We start from the raw sequence: 19684 nt of genomic DNA on the forward strand, positions 1-19684 counted from the left end.
TTCATAATAGTTTGTACATAACAGTGTTATATACTAGAATAACACTGTTATAATTGTCAAGACATAGTGAGAATCTAATGGATGCCAGAACCAAAATACTAAATGCAGCATCTGAGCTTTTTTTAGAAGGGGGCGGGGATGCCCTAAGCGTGCGTGCCATCTCTAAACGTGCAGGATTGTCCACTATCGGTATATACAGTCATTTCCAAGGTAAGCAAGGCATATTAGATGCGCTGTACATAGAAGGGTTTAATCTGGTACGTGAAGCTATGGATGTGATTCCAGAAGGTAGGGCAAGCAAAGAGCAAGTATTGGAAGCATGCTTGGGTTATCTCAATGTGGGCGCGCAACATGAGGCACACTATCGGCTGATTTTTGGGGAGTCTGATGCAGGATATCAGCCCTCAATCGAAGCTATTGCTGCAAGAGATAGTGCTTTCTCAAAGTTGGTACGAGTGGCTGGCTCGTATCTACCAGATAGTGCTAGCGCGACGGAGCGTCGACAAATAGCGCTAGATATCTGGGCAATCGTGCACGGCTACGTGAGTATTAGTCACCATATGGTGTTTACCGATGATATGGATTTAGATTGGAAGACGATGGCTCTGCGAGTGGTAGCAGTGCAGTTGGATGCTATTGGCATAACTAAAGCTAAAGTAAAACCCTTCTAAAAACGATCGTAATTAGCAATATAGATATCAAACAGCAATCAATAAATACTCATAATAATCAGATAAGTGGCATTTCAATCAACCGCCGCTTTATTCAAAAAAAATAAATAAGTAAACATGGATTTTTTGTCTTGTAAACCATATTTTTTTAGGTTATTTTTTAACATTGATTACATTTCTTTGACCAAGGAGAGGCCGTTTGAATACTATCTTATCACCGCTTACCGTTTCAGTCGTTGCGGCTCTAGCAATGCTAACAGGCTCGCAAACATTTGCAGATGCTCAGTACGGTATTTATGGTGAAGAAACGGCATTAACGCTTGCCCGCGATTATGCTGGCAGGTATACAGGATCTGACAAAGAAGTCCAAGCTGCTGACTATATGCAGCAGCGTATGACCATCGATGGCAGTAATAACCAAGTCAATCGCCAAACTTTCGATTTCGTAGCGCCTCGTGGTTTATTTAGAGGTGAGACGTTAACGAGCAATAACGTTGTCGTGACCCAAAAAGGCAGTGCTAATACCAACAGAACGCTGTTTGTCGGTGCACATTATGATTCTGCCGTCGCCTATCCAAATTATGAGAATTTAGAGGCGCTGGATGATAACGCTTCTGGATCTGGCGTTTTGACTGAGTTGACCAGAAACCTGACTGGCATTGAGACGGAGCATGACATTCAGTTTGTGGCATTTGGTGCAGAGGAGGGCGGTCTCAATGGTTCAAAGGCGTTTGTTGATCAGCTCACGGACGCAGAAAAAACGACAGCACTGGGTATGATTAACCTAGACAGTCTGATTACAGGCGATAGAATGTATGCCAACGCAGGGCGAAATGCTTACGATAATAACGGCAATGAAGTGGCTGCCAATGTAAGTTTGCGTGAAAATGCGCTGCGTATTGCTAAAGAGCTTGGTATTACAGTGGAGGTCAATCCAGCCATTATTGCACCAGGTAATACAGAACCATATGAGCCTTATGGCGTTGGGTGCTGTAGTGATCAGGAGTCTTTTGATAGCGTCATGCAGGTCGTCGGATTTGAGGCAACCAACTGGAGCCTCGGGCCTGACTATGATGGTTACACACAAACTGAAAACCCAGACATTCCAGGTGGCTATACGTGGCACAACCCTGCATTAGATAATGAGGAAGTGCTTACTGCTGCTTTTGGCGCAGAACGACTATCACAAAGAATGCGCGACTACTCTCGTATCATTAGTAAATTGATTGTCGAGCAAACCAATGCCGATATCATCGCCTCAACCAAAAGCGCTATCACTCTGCAAAACATGATGGGCGCCGCGTTAAAAATTAATGCTACCGACTCACATTCAGCTGTGCTTGAACGTGCCAATGCTTTGGCGCTACGGGCAATGGATAACACCAATCTAATGGATTATGAGTCGCGTGCTCAGGTTTGGGTAGATGGCTCTCAAAGCTATGTGGACGCTGATAATGCACAAGAAGGCACTCGTGCCAATATTGGTCTATATGGCGAATATATGGTACAGCCGAGCTGGCGTGTTGGCGCAGGTGTGCAAGCGGCCAATCAAAACAATAATACCGTAGAAAACGGTATTAAAAAAGACACAAGCTATGGTGTTCAGGCCTACTCGTTACTGGGCGGCAAAGACACAGCTTGGTGGAATACTACTTCTTTAAGTCTGTCTAAGCATGACTTGGACGTTAATAGAACCGTCAGGCTGGATGGTAATGATGGTATCAATATTATCAACAATAGCGAACGTGGTAATTCTGATGCCGATGTGTTTAGCGCACACAATGAGCTTGGCTACAACTTTCTTATGCAAAAAAATATCGCCCATGGTGCCTTTTTGGGTCTCAATTACAGTGATACAGACATAGATGGTTATACCAGTGGCAATGGTAATTCTCGCACTGCGCTCAAGATTGATGATACCTCTAGCGAGGCATGGGATTCAGAGCTTGGTTACCAGTTACAGTATGGTTTTAATTTGATGGGCACGCCTGCCAAGCTTCAAGGCAAAGTCGCTTATGTACATGTGATCGAAGATGGTCTGATAGATAATTTATCGACCACGTCTTTAGCTGATGGTCGGACAAGAGAGGTTAGCATCACTCAAGCAGATAAAGACGACGATTATGGACGTTTTGAGCTGAGTGTGAGCAATAAGGTTCATAAAAACGTTTATGCGTATCTGAATGGCGACACCACCTTTGCACGTGACGATAAAGACAGCTCAGTACAACTAGGATTGCAATATCAGTTTTAAATCTCAATGTATGAATGTCATAATTTGTGAATATAAACCTGCGCTGCTCAATAATTGATTTATGAGCAGCGTTTTTTTCTTATACATTTCAATATACCAATTATAATGGCGTATTATTGGTTACCGCTATAATATTCAGAGGTGGTAATAAAAAATGTGTTCCAAATATTATAAGAATAGGGGTGACGTGTATGTTTGGCATTATAAAAGACTGGCGTGAACAGCGTATATTGGACAACAGCGAGTTTACCCATGCCGATTGGGTACAAGCGGCTGAGCGTATTGTGATACTGGATAGATTAAACAATGACGAGATGACGCATCTGTTTGAGCTGGCGACTTTGTTTTTGGCTGATAAATCCATTACTGGTGCGCAAGGGTTTGAAATAACCAATGCTGTTAGGCAGTCTATTGCGCTGCAAGCCTGTTTGCCTATCTTAAACCTAAGCCTTGAATGGTATGCTGGCTGGTCATCTGTCATTATCTATCCAGGTTCATACAAAAGCGACAGCACTACGGTAGATGAATTTGGTATTGTCCACGAAGGCAGTCAGCACCGTAGCGGGGAAGCATGGCAGCGAGGTCCTGTTATATTGTCATGGAAAGATGCCAAGCATTCTGGCGAACGTGATGGTCATAATGTCGTGATTCATGAGTTTGTGCACAAACTTGATATGATGAATGGCCGCGCCAACGGTTTTCCACCGATGCAACCTGATATGGATCCTGCGCGCTGGACTGAGATTATGGCGCGAGATTTTGAGGACTTTCAAACCCATCGCAAGTCAGGACTAGATCGCTATGGAACGACCAATCCTGCTGAGTTTTTTGCCGTACTCAGTGAGGTGTTTTTTGAGACACCGCAAAAGCTAGTGGACGCGTATCCAGATATTTATGAGATTATGGTGAAATTCTTTAAGCAAACACCACTATGAATAAAGAGTACAGAACCTAAAGCCTTCAATACGGGCTAATCAATTGAAGGTTTTAGGATTGGGAAGCTGAGATGATTAACGCTATAAATGATGACATGTCAAAAGTAGAGATCTATGAAAGTGCTGATGGAAAGGCGCAAGTAGATGTGCGTTTTGAGCAAGAGACCGTCTGGTTGTCACAAGCCCAAATGACCGAGTTATTTGGGCGTGACCAATCAGTGGTTTCTCGTCATATTGCCAATGCCATAAAAGATGAAGAAATCGATGAGAAAAGCAATATGCAAAAAATGCATATTGCAAACTCAGACCGTCCGGTGACTTTTTATGACTTAGACGTGGTTATATCAGTCGGTTATCGCATCAAATCTCCTCAAGGTGTGCAATTTAGACGTTGGGCAACGCAGCGCTTACGTGAATACTTGGTACAAGGCTATACGCTCAATCAACAGCGCTTCGATAAAAACTCTACTGAATTGCAACAAGCGCTAAAATTAATCAAAAAAACCGCCCAAAGTCCCGAGCTTAACACCGACGAAGGACGCGGACTGGTTGAGATTATAAGCCGCTATACGCAGACATTTTTATGGTTACAGCGCTATGATGAAGGTCTACTTGATAATCCTACAGGACAAGACGGTGGTGTCTTACCCAGTACGGCTGAGGCGATGGCAGCGCTGACAAACTTGAAAGCGCAGCTGATAGATAGGGGTGAGGCGACTGAGTTATTTGCTAAACCTCGTGGTGATGGTTTGGATAGTGTATTGGGTAATTTGCAACAAACTGTCTTTGGTGAGCCTGCGTACCCAACTATCGAGAGTAAAGCGGCACATCTACTATACTTTATGGTAAAAAACCATCCTTTTACTGATGGTAATAAACGCAGCGGTGCGTTTCTATTCGTGGATTTTTTACACCGTAATCACCGCCTGCTGAATGATAAAGGTGACATGGTCATCAATAATACTGGGCTTGCGGCATTAACCTTATTGGTCGCTGAATCTGACCCCAATCAAAAAGAGACTTTGATTAAGCTGATTATGAATATGTTGTCGTTAGAGGGCCAATAAACAAGCTTGTCATCAAAAACCAAGTAACATAAGTTGCAAAATATATCTTAATATTTGAATATATTGTATTTATAATCAGATAGATCAGGCTGCCATTTTAAACGCACCCTATAAAAGTGGTCAGTCAATCGTTTCTATACACTCTAAACCGTCCATTGGTCATTAATAATCGCCACCAGATAACGCTTGCCTTGATACTCATCAAATACCAAACGCATCGCACGCCAATCCATACCGCTATATTTTTCACTGCCATTACTGTAAAACTCAACGAAGTCAGAATTTTGATATATTTTATTTAAGTTGTTAATACTATTGCCCATAGCTTTACTACTATTAATACCAATCTCTGCATTCTGATCAAATGCACTAGCAGCGACCCAATTGCTCAAATAGTCAGGTAGCGGCGTGATCAATAAATCACCCGTGCCATCTTTTTCACCCCACGTAAAGCGAATATTGGACTGTTGTAGATACTGTGCATACTGCCCGTGACTAAAGACTTTATCAGACTCAGGGCGCACATAAGCATACATCGAGAACCGGACGCCACGTGTGGGATGAATATCATTGGTGATACTGGCATAGTCGCCATTAGCCAGTGCGTGCTGAATGCGCAATGATTGCTGTTTAAGCGTTTGCTGACTGATATCAGCATTGCTAGGCATTGATGAGCTACTGGTTGGTTGAGACACAATGGCTTCGCTGGACTCAGAAGTAGACTGGCAGCCAGTCGCGGTCAAAGTAAGCAATAAAAGGCTACTAGAGGCCAATGTCGCAGATTTTTTCTTAAAAAAAGCAGGTAATATCGTCATAAAATCATCCTTAACACGATTATCAGAGATAAAAAATCACTCAAAATTGTCATGAGAACAAATAAAAAAGTAGCATAAGCGCGCTATGAAATGGTTCTTTTGGTAAGTAAACCTGAATGATACGATAATACAGCAGAGTCCAAATATGGGTATGATGTAATAGGTTGTAACACTTGTAGAATAAAAGCTTGTAGAGAACATCATGCCAACATATAAATCACTCATATTTCTGCTAACCATAGGACTGATGCCTGTCGGTAGCGCTACAGCAGATGTGACAACATCAGATCAGAAACAAGCTGTTATGGCTGCCATGAAGATTGCGACCATCACAAAGATGTATCAACAAGATGCTGATGACCAAGGGTTGAGCAATCCTGCTGCGCTACAGCAATATGCAAATGCTGATTTACAAGCAGCCATGCAACTTGAACAAGATTATTTTGATAAAAATAAAACGTCCTGCAATATCGATTATGATGTGCTGTGGGATTCTCAAGATCCTGACTATACACAAGACAAAAAGTTTTCGATGACTGAGCAAGGTTTGGTTCAGGTTAGCTTGGCGCAAGGTAGCGATATCTATTATGAGTTGTCATGTGATGCTAATAATAAGACTGCTGATTGCAAAGTCGCAGATGTAAGTTTAAATGACGATGGCAGAACTTTACGCAGATATTTGCAGGAAACGTGTCGTTAACAGTTGAACTTAATACCAGAAATATCTGAGCTAAGACAGTATTTAAGTATAAGATACTTACCTTCCAAGACCGTTGGTTTGTTTTCGCATAATGTATATTATGTTAAATAAACAGTTTAATACTTAGTGAGTTGACACTTATATGTAATGGCTCTTATGCTTATATGAGACGATGATTTTTTCAAACCATGGATAGAGAATGTTTAACATGCCCTATTCTTTTTATCTACTAATGCGCCAACCTCTGAATTTGGCAAAGAAACCTTTCAGTCTTTCAGAAAAGTTAAAAGCCTCTGACTCCGGTACTTCTTCAACATGGTGGCGAGCCGCCAGTATCGGCTGCTGCACCAATCTTTCGTGATGATCAAAAGCCCGATCAAGACTGATACTCATGATAGATAAATTAGTCGGACGTGGTAGACAGCGATACACCTGACCCTTATTAATTAAATCAATGACCATATGAGCGTCTTTGAACTCAGTCAGCATCAGAACCATTAGATCTGGCTGGATGTTTTTTAAGGCATAAACAATAGGTGTAATATTTTCTTTATTGAGCGTCGAATCCGTAATCGTGACGCCAAAGCGTTTTTTTTGTAGTAACTTTGCGGCCTGTTCAAGGTTACTGGCCCAGCTCACGGTATAAGCGCTCTTAAAATGACTTTTTATTTGTTGATAGACGCTCTCATCGTCATCTAATACCAATATATTGCGATTGCTAACCGTGCCACTATCAGCATGGTTTTGAGTCGCATCCTTCTCCATAGGATTTTGCGTTATTTCTTGGGTTTTCTGAGCAATTTCTGTGGCTTTATTAACGATTTTTTTAAGCTCATCATTTTGCCATGGTTTAGTGATATAGCGATAAATTTCGCCCTCATTCACAGAATCCATCACGGCATTTAGATCCGCATAACCCGTTAACAAGATACGAATAGTATTTGGTGAAGCCGCTTTGATGTCACTCAATACTTCCGTACCTTGCTTATCTGGCATGCGTTGGTCGCTGATGACCACTTGCACCTCATTCTGGCTGACATATTCCATCAGCTCAGTAGCATCGGTAGTAATAAATACGTCATGTGACTGGCGAAAATGCATTTTTAAGCTGCGCAAGATACGCGGCTCATCATCGATAAAAGCGATTTTTGGTTTTTGCATGACGCTCTCTTTAAATAAGTGGCTGGAAGTCTCTTAACTTTCAAATAAGGCTTGCGAAGGTTTCTTTTCATGAGCGATAGACTTTATCGGTAGCATGAGGGTAAATGTCGTGCCCTCCCCAACTATTGAGCTAACCTCAATGCGTCCATCATGTTGCTCCATAATTTGTGCTGTAATGGCCAATCCTAACCCTGTGCCATCGCCTGCTTTTTTGGTGGTAAAAAACGGCTCAAAGATATGATTTAAAACATCCTCTTTGATACCAGATCCATTGTCTATAATGCGTACCACAACATACTGCTGCGCCTTATCCACAGACGAGCTGACTTGTAATGTCCCTTTATGATCACTCGGTATGGCTTGGGCGGCATTATTAAATAGGTTCAATAGTACTTGGTTGATTTGCGAAGGATTACATTGAATCAGCGGCAGCTCGGCTAAATTGGTTTTGACGTCTAGAGTTTTTAAGTGATTGCGAGCCATAATCAATGAGGTATTGATGCACTCATTGATATCGATATCTTTTACCTTAGATTCGTCAATTCGAGAAAAATCGCGCAAACTGACGACCAGTTCAGCAATTTGATCAACACCATACAATCCGTCCTTAATTAGATTGGTCAAATCTTCACTGACTTCATCTTCTTTGATTTCCTCACAGCATTGTAGCGTTTGCTCTATCAGCTGTTTGACTTGCTCTTGGTTGATAGTTGGCGCTTTTAACGCTTGCAATAATTGATCGGTATGTTGTAGCAGCTCATCAAAACGAACAAGATTATCGCCGACCAGCTCCATGTTACTACGCACGTAGCCCAGCGGCGTGTTGACCTCGTGTGCCACGCCTGCCACCATTTGACCTAATGTAGCCATTTTTTCGGAGCGCACCAGATGCACTTGTGAGGCTTTTAACTCATTCATGGCTTGCTGCAAGTCTTGCGTACGGGCGGCGACTTGTTTTTCTAGATGAACATTGATTTCAGCAAGTGCGCCTTCATTTTCGACGACGCGGTCGATCAATTGGTTGGTCTGCTCACTGATGATTTGAATTTCGCTGACATTTGAGTGTGGTAGTTTAAGCGCGCTTAATTGTTGATATTTTTTTTGCTCAATCAATGCGCCCATATCAGCCACTGCTAGTGCCATATACTTTAGCGGTCGCGTAAAGTAGCGACGGAACACCCACGCGGTCAACAACAGGATAGGAATAAAACCCAGTAGCATGGTTTGAATCAGCTGGTTTGACAATGCATTTGCCACGCTCATCATGTCATTATTGGGCTTGACGATGACCATCTTCCAATAGGTAAACGGCATACGAAACACAAAGGCGGTGGCAGGCTGCTGCAACACAAAATCATTGGGCACAGCGATGGTCCCAATCAAGTGACTGTCTACCAAATTAAATGTTTGGTCAATATTTAATAGCAGTAATGCTGACAGTAACTTGGATTCTTGTTCGCCGATTTTATTCAGGTTAGTCGTACTCAAAATACTACGTGCCGCGAGCGTATAACGACCTTCATCTTTGGCAACGGCCTCATCAATGAGTGTTTGGTTAATATTATCTAGGCTATCCGCAATAGGTGCAAAGGTAGGGTTTTTCTCGGCCAATTGATGCGCAGTTACCATCTCGCCTTGGGGGTTGTCCTCAGTCACTTGCGTGACTATAGATTGATCAGGAAAGGTCAAAAATCGATTGTCCAAGTCTACCAAAAAGACATAACCACCCAGCTTATCTTGCCACTTTTTCATGGCGTCATCGAGGTTATCTAATAGCAGATTAAAACTCACTACCCCATCAAAAGCTTGATTGCGACTGTCATACAATGCCTTGGCGCAAGTCATCATCGGCTGATTGCTTTGCGGATCAACATACGCACGGCTCCAGACACAGTGGTCATGGCGTGCGTACATCGCAGGAATGTACCACCACTCTCGATAATAGGGACTCGGCGTTTGGCGCACTTGATTATAATACTCTAACGGCTGCATGTTTCCTGAGTCATCACGCGCCCACACAAACGACTGGCGCTCTCGGTTTTGAGCATACATATTTGGATCAAACCACACGCCGCCGCCCACAATCCGTTGATCGGTTTGTTGCATGAGATTGCCAAAGGTTTCTTTATAAAGGCGGTCTTCTTTTGGCAACCCGCCAGCCATCGCACTGGCTGCCTTTGCCAGTCCGTCGACGTGGCTGATATTCGCCATAATGCTATTAATGGCTTCGTTACCCGTTTCAACCACCGTCTCTGAGGTCATCTCCAGTATGCGCGGCTTAGCTTGAGTTTCGATGACCCAGTACACCATCAGGATAATTAGTAAAAAAGCCAATGCTAAAATAATCAGCATACGTGTGGAAATACTACCCAGCCGACCAGCAACACTCATAGATAAACCTTATATTGATGCGTCTACCAACATCAATAAATCACTTAATGAATAAAGACATCAGTGATACGCAACCACCATTTATAGTGGGCTCAAGGATACGATGCCGTCATGACAATATGATGACAAAAGTTTTGTTTTATCAGGTGTTAACCAGTAGCTTTTAATTTTAGCGACAACTGTGGTGATGTTAGGAGATACAATCCTGCCAGCATTTGTCTTTGCTACTTGCTTAGTATAAATTAGGTAGGTGTGAACATTATTTTGCTTACTAGTGGTAAAATTATATTTTTGATAGAAGGCAGTTACTTATATTTAATTATCTAAATACTTCCTTAACCACGCCAAAAAATCATCGCCCGTTGTTGATACATTGAGTCGTAGATGGCTTGAGGCGCTCGCATCTGGATAAAACAATTGCCCCGGTGCGACCAGCCAGCCTTCTTTGTAGGCATCTAGTGCCAGCTGGCTCGTATCCTGCCCAGTATCTACCCAAACAAAGAGACCTGCTTGTGTATGCTCAGGGTAGATAAGTCCTATCTTTGGTAATGCTTGGCGCATTCTTTCATGAGCGCTATATAAATGCTGCTGCACTTTTTTAATCTGTCGACGATACTCACCATGCGTCCATAAATGATGACAAACTCGTTCCCCAAATTCTGGCGTGTTTGAATTACTCAAGGTTTTCATACGTAATACATCATCGATATAGTTATCAGGACAGACTAACATGCCGACTCGCCAGCCGGACGCCATCGACTTTGAAAATCCTGTCGCATAAAACACCCGTTCAAACTGGTCAAGACTGGCATAACGCAGCACTTGGCCACCCGGTACGAATGCAGCGTATAAATCATCTTCAAAAATATAAACATCGTACTCATGAATAAGATTGAGTATTTGGTGCGCGCGCGCAGGATGTAGATTATAAGAAGTCGGATTATGTAGCACACTGTTGGTTAAATATAGCTTAGGACGATGCGTGGCAAATAGCTTTTGCATGTGCTCGATATTAGGCCCTTGATGGTCACGTTCTACAGAGACGACGTTTAAGCCCTGTTGTTGCAGGCAGCTTGATAGCCAATACCAGCCCGGCCCATCAACGACCACCGTATCCCCAGATTGAGTAAGAAGCCGCGCCACCATGGTCACGGCTTGCGACACTCCTGCTGTAGTAATCACATGGTCAGCATTAGTTTGCATGCCTAGCGTATGCAGGTGTTGAACCAGTTGTTGACGTAGCGGTAGATAGCCGTGAACATTGCCATAATCATAGATAAAGCTATCGGCTTGCTGGGTGACCTGCCGTATGGCCCATTCCATCTTATCATTACGTATCCAGTCTCTCGGTAATGTTCCCAATCCTGGCGAGCGATGATGTGGAATATCACTAAAGACTTGCTGTACCAGCCAGCGCGTATCTATTACTGGGTGCTTAACGACCACTCTTTTATCATTATTTGGCTGGACTACTTTTGCTTGCGTATTGACATAATAGCCCGAGCTGGGTTTGGCGATTAATACGTTGGTAGCGACCAGCTGTTCGTAAGCTTGTACCACCGTAAAGGTTGATATATTTAATAGTTTCGCTAACTTTCGCACCGATGGTACGCGTTGGTTGGGCAAGTAAATCTGCCAGTTAATACGCTGCTGTAGCCATTCAGCGACGGCGGCAGTTTTGGTTAAATTAGGATTGAGTGTATAGGTTTCGACCATAATGAAGGACGCCTATTTTTATATGAGGTTTATGAATAAAAGAAGTGTCATGCTGAGAATAACTATACACTTTGTTCACCATTAGTGAAACTGTATCGGGTCTGTTATGGAAATTTAAACTATAGTTGAGTGCATCAACAACGAATAATCATTATTTAGGATAATCCTATGACCCCAATCCACATTGCCTTAGCCGTATTGGTTACCTTTATATGGGGCGTGAACTTTACCTTTATTGCATGGGCGCTTGAAAGCTTTCCACCACTAATGCTCACTGCCCTACGCTTTTTCTTTACCGCTGTGCCCCTTGTTCTTTTTCTCAAGCCGCCTAAATTTAACCGTACGCTATTTATTTATGCGATAGGCACCTTTGTCATGCAGTATGCTTTTGTATTCACCGCCATGCATTTGGGTGCATCGGCAGGATTAACGGCGTTATTGCTACAAGTTCAGATTTTTATTACCGTATTACTGGCTTTTGTCATACTGGGTGAAGCAGTGAGTCGCATGCAGATCATCGGTATGGTAGTCGGTGTGCTAGGACTGGGCGTGATTGCGCTTAACCTTGGCGGTGATATGCCCTTGGTTGGCTTTATCTGCATATTGATTGCGGCCATAGGCTGGAGCTTTGGCAACATTGCTTCAAAACAAGCCTCAACGCAGCAGAGTACCAGTAATATTTCTACTGCCTTGCCTGTCAATAGCAACAAAAAAGCTTCAAATAAGACATCGGCACTGTCGGCGCTAGCACTGGTGGTATGGGGCGGTCTGATCGCCTGTGTGATTTTGATGTTATCTTCTCTACTGTTCGAAACCGAAGCATGGCAGCTTGCAACATTTACGCAGGCATCGCTCAAGTCTTGGCTATCGCTTGGGTTTATAGTCTATATCTCAACCCTGATTGGCTTTGGACTGTGGGCACATCTGCTGGCGCAAAATACCGCCTCCAAGGTTATGCCCTTTGCTCTACTGGTGCCCATATTCGGTATGGCGACCTCAGTGCTGTTCACAGGAGAGGTGGTGACATGGTGGAAGATGCTAGCGATGATGCTCATCTTATCTGGACTGATATTGGCAAATGTGAAGATAGGATTGGGAAGGAAAGCTGTTCTTACTTAGTAGCGGATAACGCAGCGCATTTATTGATAACGACTGAATTGAAGACGCGCCCTAGTAAATGGCAATAAATAGACATCTAAACACTATATTTTAACTGTCTTTTAACTGTCTTTTTTGACCACACGCTTTAATGATGCCGGATACTGCTGAAGTAGAGACGCAGGACGTATAGGACGGACAGTTAAATTACCACCACAATTAGGCCAATAGTTATTTAAAACATTAGCCGCACAAGAGGTGCAAAACGTACATTCAAAGCTACAGATCATCGCATTTGTAGCATTAGGCGGCAGGTCCTTATCACAGCGTTCACAATTGGGTCTTAGCTCAAGCATATTGTCTTCCATTTTCAGTAGTAGTATTAAATAATATCAAATAGAGAGACTTTATTTCATTTTTATCACCATTTTTAAAATGAGGACACGCCCTAAATAAAAAAGCCTTCCATACTATCAAACAATTAGTATGAAAGGCTTTTGAGTACTTATTATTCAATAATCAACAGTATAGCTTAAGCCATAGGTGGTGCCTGATGCCGGTAAGCGGTTCAGGTCTCCGTAAGTGGTTTGATGATAGACTGTTAGATAGTCTTTATTGAGCAAGTTATAAACACCATAATCTACTCGTCCGACTGGCATTTTTACTTGTCCCAATACATCAAGTGTCATATAGCCGGTGACAGGCAAGGCACTAGAGTCAGGATCTTTTTGTTGATCTTTAAAGGCTTTGTCATCGCCGCCTATCGCTAATGCCTGCAAGCGGACATTGCTGCCTTCATCAAAGTTGTATTGTGCAAATGCGGTACCTTTGAGCGGTGTTAGACGTACTGCATCTAGCTCCAACCAGTCACCATCTTTGTCATACTGACCGCGGGTATAGGCAACACTACCACCCACTTGCCATTTATCACTAATGTCATGGCTGAGCGATCCTTCTACGCCATAAACACGCTCATCAGTATCGACCACTTCTACGGTATAGCTGTCAGTAAAGCGTACTACTTTGTCTGATTCGTTATAAAAACCGCTCAAGCGTGCCGCTGTATCACCGTGTTTTCCCTGCCAACCAAACTCGTAGTTGTTGGTTGCAATCGGTTGAACATTGTCTGAATTAACCACGAAGCCGGCACGCACATCACGTAAAGCTCGCTGTATATCTGCGGTATCAAGACCTTGTGAGAAGTTGGCAAACAATTGATTTTTCGGTGTGATCTGATAACTGGTACCAAGATTAAAGAGTACTTTATCGTGGTCGGTGCTGCCAGCTTCTACGTCGCCTGCTTGATAGTCAATGCCATAAGCTGCGCTTGTCGCACTGATAGCAGAACTATTGAAGTACTCTTCAAGCAGCTGCTCATAAATAGGCGTAAAGGTATCAGTCTCAGATTTTAGCTTTTGGTAACGTACGCCAGCACTGGTATGCCACTTATCGGTCAAATCTACATCTGCATTGACAAAAGCGCCCCATTTATCGATGGTAGTATCTGGTCCACCGTTATAAGTAAGCCCATTGGTTTGGGCGCTTAAGCCATTACTGGCAAGAAATGTGTTTAGGTTTTGACCATAATAGGTCTGCTCACTGTTTTCACGTTCGAAATCAGCGCCATAGCTAAATAATGTCTTTTTACCCGCGATTTCACTATCCGTTTGCATGGCGGCACGTAGGCCCATTATTTCGATATCAGCTTCTGACTGAGTGACGACGACTGCCCCGCCCAATAATTCTTCTAGCGTACTCTTATCGGTAAGACCATTAGCTACCCAGACTTTGCCCGCTTGTTTAGGGAAATCTTTACCAGAAGGATAAAAACGGCCTTTTTCATCTCGGTAGTAACCCGTCAAGCTTAAGCTAGACCCTGAGCCTACAAAGTCATCATCGCTATAGCTTAAATTTACTGAGCTTTTTTCGGTATATGGCTCATTTTCTACGTTAGCACCATCGATGGCTTTTAAAGACGGTGGTGCGTCCTTAGGTTTTAGCAAGACCTGTAAGTTATCGCCATAGTCTGGACCATAGTCGGTGTCTTGTTCATCCTTATAGTAAGTCACGGCGAGATCAAGACGTTGGGTATCCGTTAGCTCTATACCTAAGCTACCATTAACACTTAGCGATTCGGTATCTTGTTGGTCCGTTTGGTTCACATCTGGGCTGATACGATCGCCATGACTATCAAACTTGCCACCTTTGGTCTCATAATCAACATCTAAACGCCCATAAACCCGCTCGCCACCATATCCTAAGGTTTGCCCTACATTATAGCCAAATGAATCTGAATCAAAGCCACGACTGCTACTGACGCCGACTCTGGTTTGTCTGATGGGACCATAACCGACCAAAGATTTGGTCACAAGGTTGATAAGACCACCTGCCGCGCCAGCACCATAGATACTGGTGGCACCTGAGAGTACCTCTACCCGCTCAAGCTGTGACGTATCAATACTATTTAGCTCACGTGAAAGACTGCGTGAACCGCTTAATGGTACGCCATTCAGCAAAAACTGTACTGGACGGCCATGCATGGTGGTGCCGTAGTTACTGGTTGAACCGCTACTGGCACCTAGGCTTGGAATCAGCTGCGCCAATATATCACCAGTGGTACGGTCACCCGTTGCCTGCATCTGAATCTCATTTTCAGTAATCACTTGCGTGACGGCTGGCATCTCGCTAATTTTTTGCGCCAGTGCCGTACCTGTTCTGGCCTTAGCAGTGACATTGATAGTGTCTAAAGTCACATTGGGAGTTTCAGTTGATGCCGAACTTGATGTTGAATTTGAGGCCAACGCTTCTGACGTAGCCGCATTGAAAGCAACGCCCGTAGTACTGACATCGGTTTGTGCATATAATTGCTGACTGATGCAAAGGGTAAGAACGGATAGAGCAACTTGATGATGGCTTTTCATATTTACTTCACTTAGTTGGATAGTCAAATAGTGGTATCAGTTATATTTAGCTAACAATACTGTGTGTACTAACTTTGTGAACGATATTGTAAATGATAATCGTTTTTATTTCTATATGTATTTATACTTTGTTAGTAAGTGCTTATTTATGATGATTGCGGCTTAGCTGAAAATCTAATTTTTGATAACTTCACTAGGACACGCCCTAGCTCTCAAACAACTTATCTAACTGATTATTACGATACGCCTCAAAAAATAGCTGAAGCTTAACCTCATCTTCTTTATGCTTCTTTTGGCAATCTGGTAATAGCTGCTGCGCTACATCAACAGGCAATATAAACACACCATCATTATCCATCATAGCGATATCGCCTGAACGGATAATCGTTGTCTGCTCACCAAAGCGATAGGCAATATCGGATGCTAGCGTGCCTTGTATGTGATCGCTTTTAAATGTGGTCACAGCACTGATACCTTGTGCAAATACAGTAAAGCCCAGCTGCTGAATTTGTATCGAATCCGTTACCTGTCCAATGACAATGACGGCGGACAGCTTCTCGTAGATAGCGGCGCAAGTGCGTAATGCCCCCCAACATGCCTTGATGCCTAATACTTGAGCATCAATACATAACACATCATTAGGCGCTGCTTGAATCAATGCTTGATTGATCACATCCGTGTTGTCAGAGGTTAGCTGGACTGTTAACACTCGGCCTACTATAGTATTTGAGCAAGGGTTGAGTGGTTTTATATCTGGCAAATACCCTTCCCTCGTTAGATGACCAATGGTTGAGGTGCCTATCTCTTTATAAATATCTATAAGGTCGTGAATATCGATGTCATTCATTATGTTCTCACTATAGTCAATCCCACCTAAAAGTGTTATAAACTAACTATCAAATTCAATTGTTATTATAAAGACCATGACTTACTCGCTAGATTTTCGCAAACAAGTACTAAAAAGCTTAGACGAGGGTATGACCTTTGCCGAGGCAGCTGAGTTTTATAATCTGAGCCCAACCACCATACAAAACTGGAAGCGGCGTGTTCATAGTAAAACAACCAGGCAAACCAAACCCTATAAAATACCAGATGATGTGCTACTTAATGATGTCAAAGAACATCCCGACGATTACCAGTATGAGCGAGCACGTCGTCTAAACTGTAGTAAAACAGGCATTCATCATGCCCTAAAGCGTCTAGGCATCAGTCAAAAAAAAGACTTTAGAACATCCAAAAGCCTGTCCGATCAAAAGAGCGATATATCAGAATAAGCTTGAGCACTTTAAGCAGCAAGGCTACCCCATTGTATATATGGACGAAAGCGGCTTTGAGCACGAGACCATTCGCTCTCATGGCTATGCACCGATTGGTGAGCCTTGTATCGATAGCTACAACTGGCAAGGTAAAAGGCGAACCAACGTTATCGGTGCTCTATATGAAAAGATGCTGTTTGCCCTAGATTACTTTAAGCACAACATCAACAGCATCGTCTTCTATCACTGGTGCAAACACAAGCTAATCCCAAGTCTTAAAACCAAATGCGTGATTGTGATGGATAATGCCAGATTTCATAAGAGTAAGCGTATTCAAAAGCTACTGAATAGGCATGGTCATCGCATTTTATGGCTGCCACCCTACAGCCCTGATTTGAACCCTATTGAGAAGAAATGGGCTCAGGTGAAGTTTCTACGCCAAGGCTGGATGGAAAACGACTTATCCAAATTGTTTTATGATGTTTGTCCTAACCATAACAATTTTATTTTGAGCTGACTATATAATACTTTTTAGCTTTTGTTTATTTCTCGATAACTTTTATCGCATTATTAAGTAGCTACTAGTTAAATGGGTTAATTGGCTAGCTATTTTTTTGACACGCTTGAACGGATTAATTGTTTTACTTTCTCCAGCTGGCATACTGCCATGAGGGTCAGAGCCACGGGCAATCACAGGCAATAGCAATGTTTTATGCGGATAGTGTGAACTGCTTAATAACTCTTCATGAAGTATCTGACGTTGATCGTCATCAAAATCGATAGTCACTAAGGATTCCTCGATACTGGTCATTGCCTCGTGCCACAGCGTATTTTCATTGATATGATAGTGCTCAACCAATGACTCGATAATCGCTCGAATGTTCACTAACAGCCCTAATGACTGTAGATAAAATATCAGCGCTTGCGGCGTCTCTCGATATAGACGGTTTTTAAAATCTGGTGGGCTCAGATATTCAGGGTCTGCTATTTGATGACGTGCCAGCCATGGTAGATAAATACGTACAGAGTCATGGTCACGCAATAACAGACTGGTAAAACGATTGTCTTTTAATACGATGACTATATTCTGCCCATGCATCTCAGGTGCGAACCCTAGGCGTAAACAGCGCAGCATCGTACCCAAAAACACATCACAAAGATTCTTAAAGCACGCTATGACAGCAAGTGTTTTGTCTTGTGTCGAACCTTCTTGAAAGCTGTCTTGACCACCAGTATTCTGAAAAATCCCGTCAAAAACGTGATGACTAACACCTTGCTTGTAGACCAACATACCTAAGCTTGCCATGGGAAACAGTTGAATCGAATCGTCGCAGAGATCTGCTGGTAGTTGGCGTAGCATCGCGCCTAAATGCGTGGGTTTTTCTTGATAAAATTGCGGATTGATAGCGCTTTTATCATGCAAATGAGACGGAGACATATAACCCCACCATAGGCGCTCGTCCCATAACCGTAGCTGTGCTGATAGTACAGGGTCTAACGTTCTTGCCTGCATCAATATGGCTTGGTTTTTTTCACCATTGATCAGCTTGAGGGCTGGCAAGTAGCGTTTTGAGTTCAGTGCGTACACACCTATAGGCAGCTTAATGCTATTTGGCGTATCAGCATCAATTAACATACTGCGCATAGATGAGCTGGCATAAGTGATGAGCGTATCAAACTTGAGGGCGACAACTGTGCCATTGGCAAGATCGTCGGTATACATGTCATCAATCATATGAGTCATTTGCCAAGGGTGTACGGGCATCGCAATGTGCGTCTCCGTAATACCTTTATCATCTAGCTCTCGCATCAACTTCTGCTGCTGAGTAGTATCCAAAAGATATTTCGCTGGATTTTGCGTTGTTGTGTCTTGAACATGCTCTGCCACCATGACATGGCTTTTGGCAATGGCGATCCATACCAGCGTAATGGGCTGGTTAAACTCTGCCATATAGCGTTTATATTCTTGTGCAGTAAAACCCAACTTGCTCTTTGCCAATGGATGAAACGGACGATCCATCAGTGAAGCCCACTGCTCCGCTGCAATCAAGGTTTGATGCCAATGCGGATGCTGACATACTGTAGTCGTGATGTTTGCCCTGGCTGATTGATGTTGCGCTATAAAGGAGGCTTCTAAGCTCTCTTTTAGCTTTAAGACACCGATATCAGATAAGCTGGCACTATCCATCATTGATAAAAAGATGTCTAACAAGTGCTGTGCTGAGCTTACTGGCTCTAGCAAAGCGCTATTTACATGGTGGCTATTACTAAGGTTATTATCAAGACTGTCATTCAAGTTGTTGTTCAGACTGGCATTGACGTTATGTATGACAGGCAGACAGGATTTAGATAATCGCCACGGTGACGCGTAAGCAGGCTTTACCGATAGTAATAACTGTCTATCTTGGTCAACTTGCATCACCATCAATGAGTCGTCTTGGTCAAAGAAATATCGATACTGCTGTGGTAGTGACTCTAAAAATTGATGCGCGTCTTGAGCTTGAGTCATCTGATGATTTGCTAAATACTCAGCGGTGGTTGTCACTTGAATAAGGTGCTCATCCACCCACTGCTCTAATAGAAAGCACTCTACTAAATGGCTAATCAGCGACCATTGAACAGCCTCGACATCTAGCTCAGGGTTTGCATCAAGGTGGCTGTTTTGCGAAGAATTTTGTACAGGAAATAAGGTATGCATC

General features: G+C 43.0%; 16 protein-coding genes. 8 read left to right on the forward strand and 8 right to left on the reverse strand.

Going from position 1 to position 19684, the window contains the following annotated elements; genetic code table 11:
• Positions 1 to 77 precede the first annotated feature (77 nt).
• The 4 genes from ACTQ9T_RS05030 (at position 78) to rhuM (ending at position 4927) form a co-directional block, all read left to right on the forward strand.
• The gene (locus ACTQ9T_RS05030) at positions 78 to 671 is read left to right on the forward strand and encodes a TetR/AcrR family transcriptional regulator (protein ID WP_440464255.1); all 594 of its coding nucleotides are present in this window, start codon (positions 78 to 80) and stop codon (positions 669 to 671) included.
• A gap of 199 nt (positions 672 to 870) precedes the next feature.
• The gene (locus ACTQ9T_RS05035) at positions 871 to 2925 is read left to right on the forward strand and encodes an autotransporter domain-containing protein (RefSeq protein ID WP_440464256.1); all 2055 of its coding nucleotides are present in this window, start codon (positions 871 to 873) and stop codon (positions 2923 to 2925) included.
• 191 nt (positions 2926 to 3116) lie between these two features.
• Entirely contained in the window at positions 3117 to 3860 is a 744-nt protein-coding gene (locus ACTQ9T_RS05040; protein ID WP_189581987.1) for a zinc-dependent peptidase, read from the forward strand.
• A 71-nt stretch (positions 3861 to 3931) separates the two neighbouring features.
• Positions 3932 to 4927 (forward strand): RhuM family protein, encoded by a 996-nt coding sequence (gene rhuM, locus ACTQ9T_RS05045; protein WP_440464257.1) that lies wholly within the window; start codon positions 3932 to 3934, stop codon positions 4925 to 4927.
• Positions 4928 to 5070: 143 nt separating this feature from the next.
• On the opposite strand, the gene ACTQ9T_RS05050 is transcribed toward rhuM, so the two are convergent.
• A complete protein-coding gene (locus tag ACTQ9T_RS05050) occupies positions 5071 to 5742 on the reverse strand; it encodes a hypothetical protein (RefSeq protein ID WP_440464258.1) in 672 nt (223 codons plus the stop codon).
• A gap of 202 nt (positions 5743 to 5944) precedes the next feature.
• Between ACTQ9T_RS05050 and ACTQ9T_RS05055 the strand changes: the two genes are divergently transcribed.
• Positions 5945 to 6442, forward strand: a complete 498-nt coding sequence (locus ACTQ9T_RS05055) for a hypothetical protein (RefSeq protein ID WP_440464259.1) — start codon at positions 5945 to 5947, stop codon at positions 6440 to 6442.
• 222 nt (positions 6443 to 6664) lie between these two features.
• Here the strand turns inward: ACTQ9T_RS05055 and ACTQ9T_RS05060 are convergent, their stop codons facing one another.
• From ACTQ9T_RS05060 to ACTQ9T_RS05070, 3 genes are all read right to left on the reverse strand, one after another.
• Entirely contained in the window at positions 6665 to 7603 is a 939-nt protein-coding gene (locus tag ACTQ9T_RS05060; protein WP_440464260.1) for a response regulator, read from the reverse strand.
• Between the two features lie 33 nt (positions 7604 to 7636).
• Positions 7637 to 9994, reverse strand: a complete 2358-nt coding sequence (locus tag ACTQ9T_RS05065) for an ATP-binding protein (RefSeq protein ID WP_440464261.1) — start codon at positions 9992 to 9994, stop codon at positions 7637 to 7639.
• Between the two features lie 315 nt (positions 9995 to 10309).
• Positions 10310 to 11710 (reverse strand): PLP-dependent aminotransferase family protein, encoded by a 1401-nt coding sequence (locus ACTQ9T_RS05070; protein WP_440464262.1) that lies wholly within the window; start codon positions 11708 to 11710, stop codon positions 10310 to 10312.
• Between the two features lie 168 nt (positions 11711 to 11878).
• On the opposite strand from ACTQ9T_RS05070, the gene ACTQ9T_RS05075 reads away from it, so the two are divergent.
• On the forward strand, positions 11879 to 12829 hold the full coding sequence (locus ACTQ9T_RS05075) for an EamA family transporter (protein WP_440464263.1): 951 nt from the start codon (positions 11879 to 11881) through the stop codon (positions 12827 to 12829).
• Between the two features lie 101 nt (positions 12830 to 12930).
• Here the strand turns inward: ACTQ9T_RS05075 and ACTQ9T_RS05080 are convergent, their stop codons facing one another.
• The 3 genes from ACTQ9T_RS05080 to ACTQ9T_RS05090 form a co-directional block, all read right to left on the reverse strand.
• A complete protein-coding gene (locus ACTQ9T_RS05080; protein WP_440464264.1) occupies positions 12931 to 13164 on the reverse strand; it encodes a DUF1272 domain-containing protein in 234 nt (77 codons plus the stop codon).
• A 156-nt stretch (positions 13165 to 13320) separates the two neighbouring features.
• Positions 13321 to 15729, reverse strand: coding sequence for a TonB-dependent receptor (locus ACTQ9T_RS05085; RefSeq protein WP_440464265.1), 2409 nt, complete (start codon positions 15727 to 15729; stop codon positions 13321 to 13323).
• A gap of 205 nt (positions 15730 to 15934) precedes the next feature.
• Positions 15935 to 16576: an RraA family protein gene (locus tag ACTQ9T_RS05090; protein ID WP_440464266.1), complete on the reverse strand. Its 642-nt coding sequence runs from the start codon at positions 16574 to 16576 to the stop codon at positions 15935 to 15937.
• Between the two features lie 76 nt (positions 16577 to 16652).
• Between ACTQ9T_RS05090 and ACTQ9T_RS05095 the strand changes: the two genes are divergently transcribed.
• The gene (locus ACTQ9T_RS05095) at positions 16653 to 17003 is read left to right on the forward strand and encodes an IS630 transposase-related protein (RefSeq protein WP_025653320.1); all 351 of its coding nucleotides are present in this window, start codon (positions 16653 to 16655) and stop codon (positions 17001 to 17003) included.
• Positions 16990 to 17502, forward strand: a complete 513-nt coding sequence (locus tag ACTQ9T_RS05100) for an IS630 family transposase (protein ID WP_037025933.1) — start codon at positions 16990 to 16992, stop codon at positions 17500 to 17502. The genes ACTQ9T_RS05095 and ACTQ9T_RS05100 overlap by 14 nt, the downstream gene beginning before the upstream one ends.
• Positions 17503 to 17544: 42 nt before the next feature.
• Here the strand turns inward: ACTQ9T_RS05100 and ACTQ9T_RS05105 are convergent, their stop codons facing one another.
• Positions 17545 to 19683: an IucA/IucC family protein gene (locus tag ACTQ9T_RS05105; RefSeq protein WP_440464267.1), complete on the reverse strand. Its 2139-nt coding sequence runs from the start codon at positions 19681 to 19683 to the stop codon at positions 17545 to 17547.
• Position 19684: the final 1 nt, after the last annotated feature.

Source organism: Psychrobacter sp. ASPA161_6 (assembly GCF_051970285.1).
GTDB lineage: Bacteria > Pseudomonadota > Gammaproteobacteria > Pseudomonadales > Moraxellaceae > Psychrobacter > Psychrobacter glaciei.

Coding starts and splice junctions, on each gene's coding strand:
- ACTQ9T_RS05080 (WP_440464264.1), bottom strand. CDS start 13,164: ATGCTTGAGCTAAGACCCAATTGTGAACGCTGTGATAAGGACCTGCCG.
- ACTQ9T_RS05050 (WP_440464258.1), bottom strand. CDS start 5,742: ATGACGATATTACCTGCTTTTTTTAAGAAAAAATCTGCGACATTGGCC.
- ACTQ9T_RS05070 (WP_440464262.1), bottom strand. CDS start 11,710: ATGGTCGAAACCTATACACTCAATCCTAATTTAACCAAAACTGCCGCC.
- ACTQ9T_RS05060 (WP_440464260.1), bottom strand. CDS start 7,603: ATGCAAAAACCAAAAATCGCTTTTATCGATGATGAGCCGCGTATCTTG.
- ACTQ9T_RS05040 (WP_189581987.1), top strand. CDS start 3,117: ATGTTTGGCATTATAAAAGACTGGCGTGAACAGCGTATATTGGACAAC.
- ACTQ9T_RS05085 (WP_440464265.1), bottom strand. CDS start 15,729: ATGAAAAGCCATCATCAAGTTGCTCTATCCGTTCTTACCCTTTGCATC.
- ACTQ9T_RS05065 (WP_440464261.1), bottom strand. CDS start 9,994: ATGAGTGTTGCTGGTCGGCTGGGTAGTATTTCCACACGTATGCTGATT.
- ACTQ9T_RS05030 (WP_440464255.1), top strand. CDS start 78: ATGGATGCCAGAACCAAAATACTAAATGCAGCATCTGAGCTTTTTTTA.
- ACTQ9T_RS05090 (WP_440464266.1), bottom strand. CDS start 16,576: ATGAATGACATCGATATTCACGACCTTATAGATATTTATAAAGAGATA.
- rhuM (WP_440464257.1), top strand. CDS start 3,932: ATGATTAACGCTATAAATGATGACATGTCAAAAGTAGAGATCTATGAA.
- ACTQ9T_RS05055 (WP_440464259.1), top strand. CDS start 5,945: ATGCCAACATATAAATCACTCATATTTCTGCTAACCATAGGACTGATG.
- ACTQ9T_RS05105 (WP_440464267.1), bottom strand. CDS start 19,683: ATGCATACCTTATTTCCTGTACAAAATTCTTCGCAAAACAGCCACCTT.
- ACTQ9T_RS05075 (WP_440464263.1), top strand. CDS start 11,879: ATGACCCCAATCCACATTGCCTTAGCCGTATTGGTTACCTTTATATGG.
- ACTQ9T_RS05095 (WP_025653320.1), top strand. CDS start 16,653: ATGACTTACTCGCTAGATTTTCGCAAACAAGTACTAAAAAGCTTAGAC.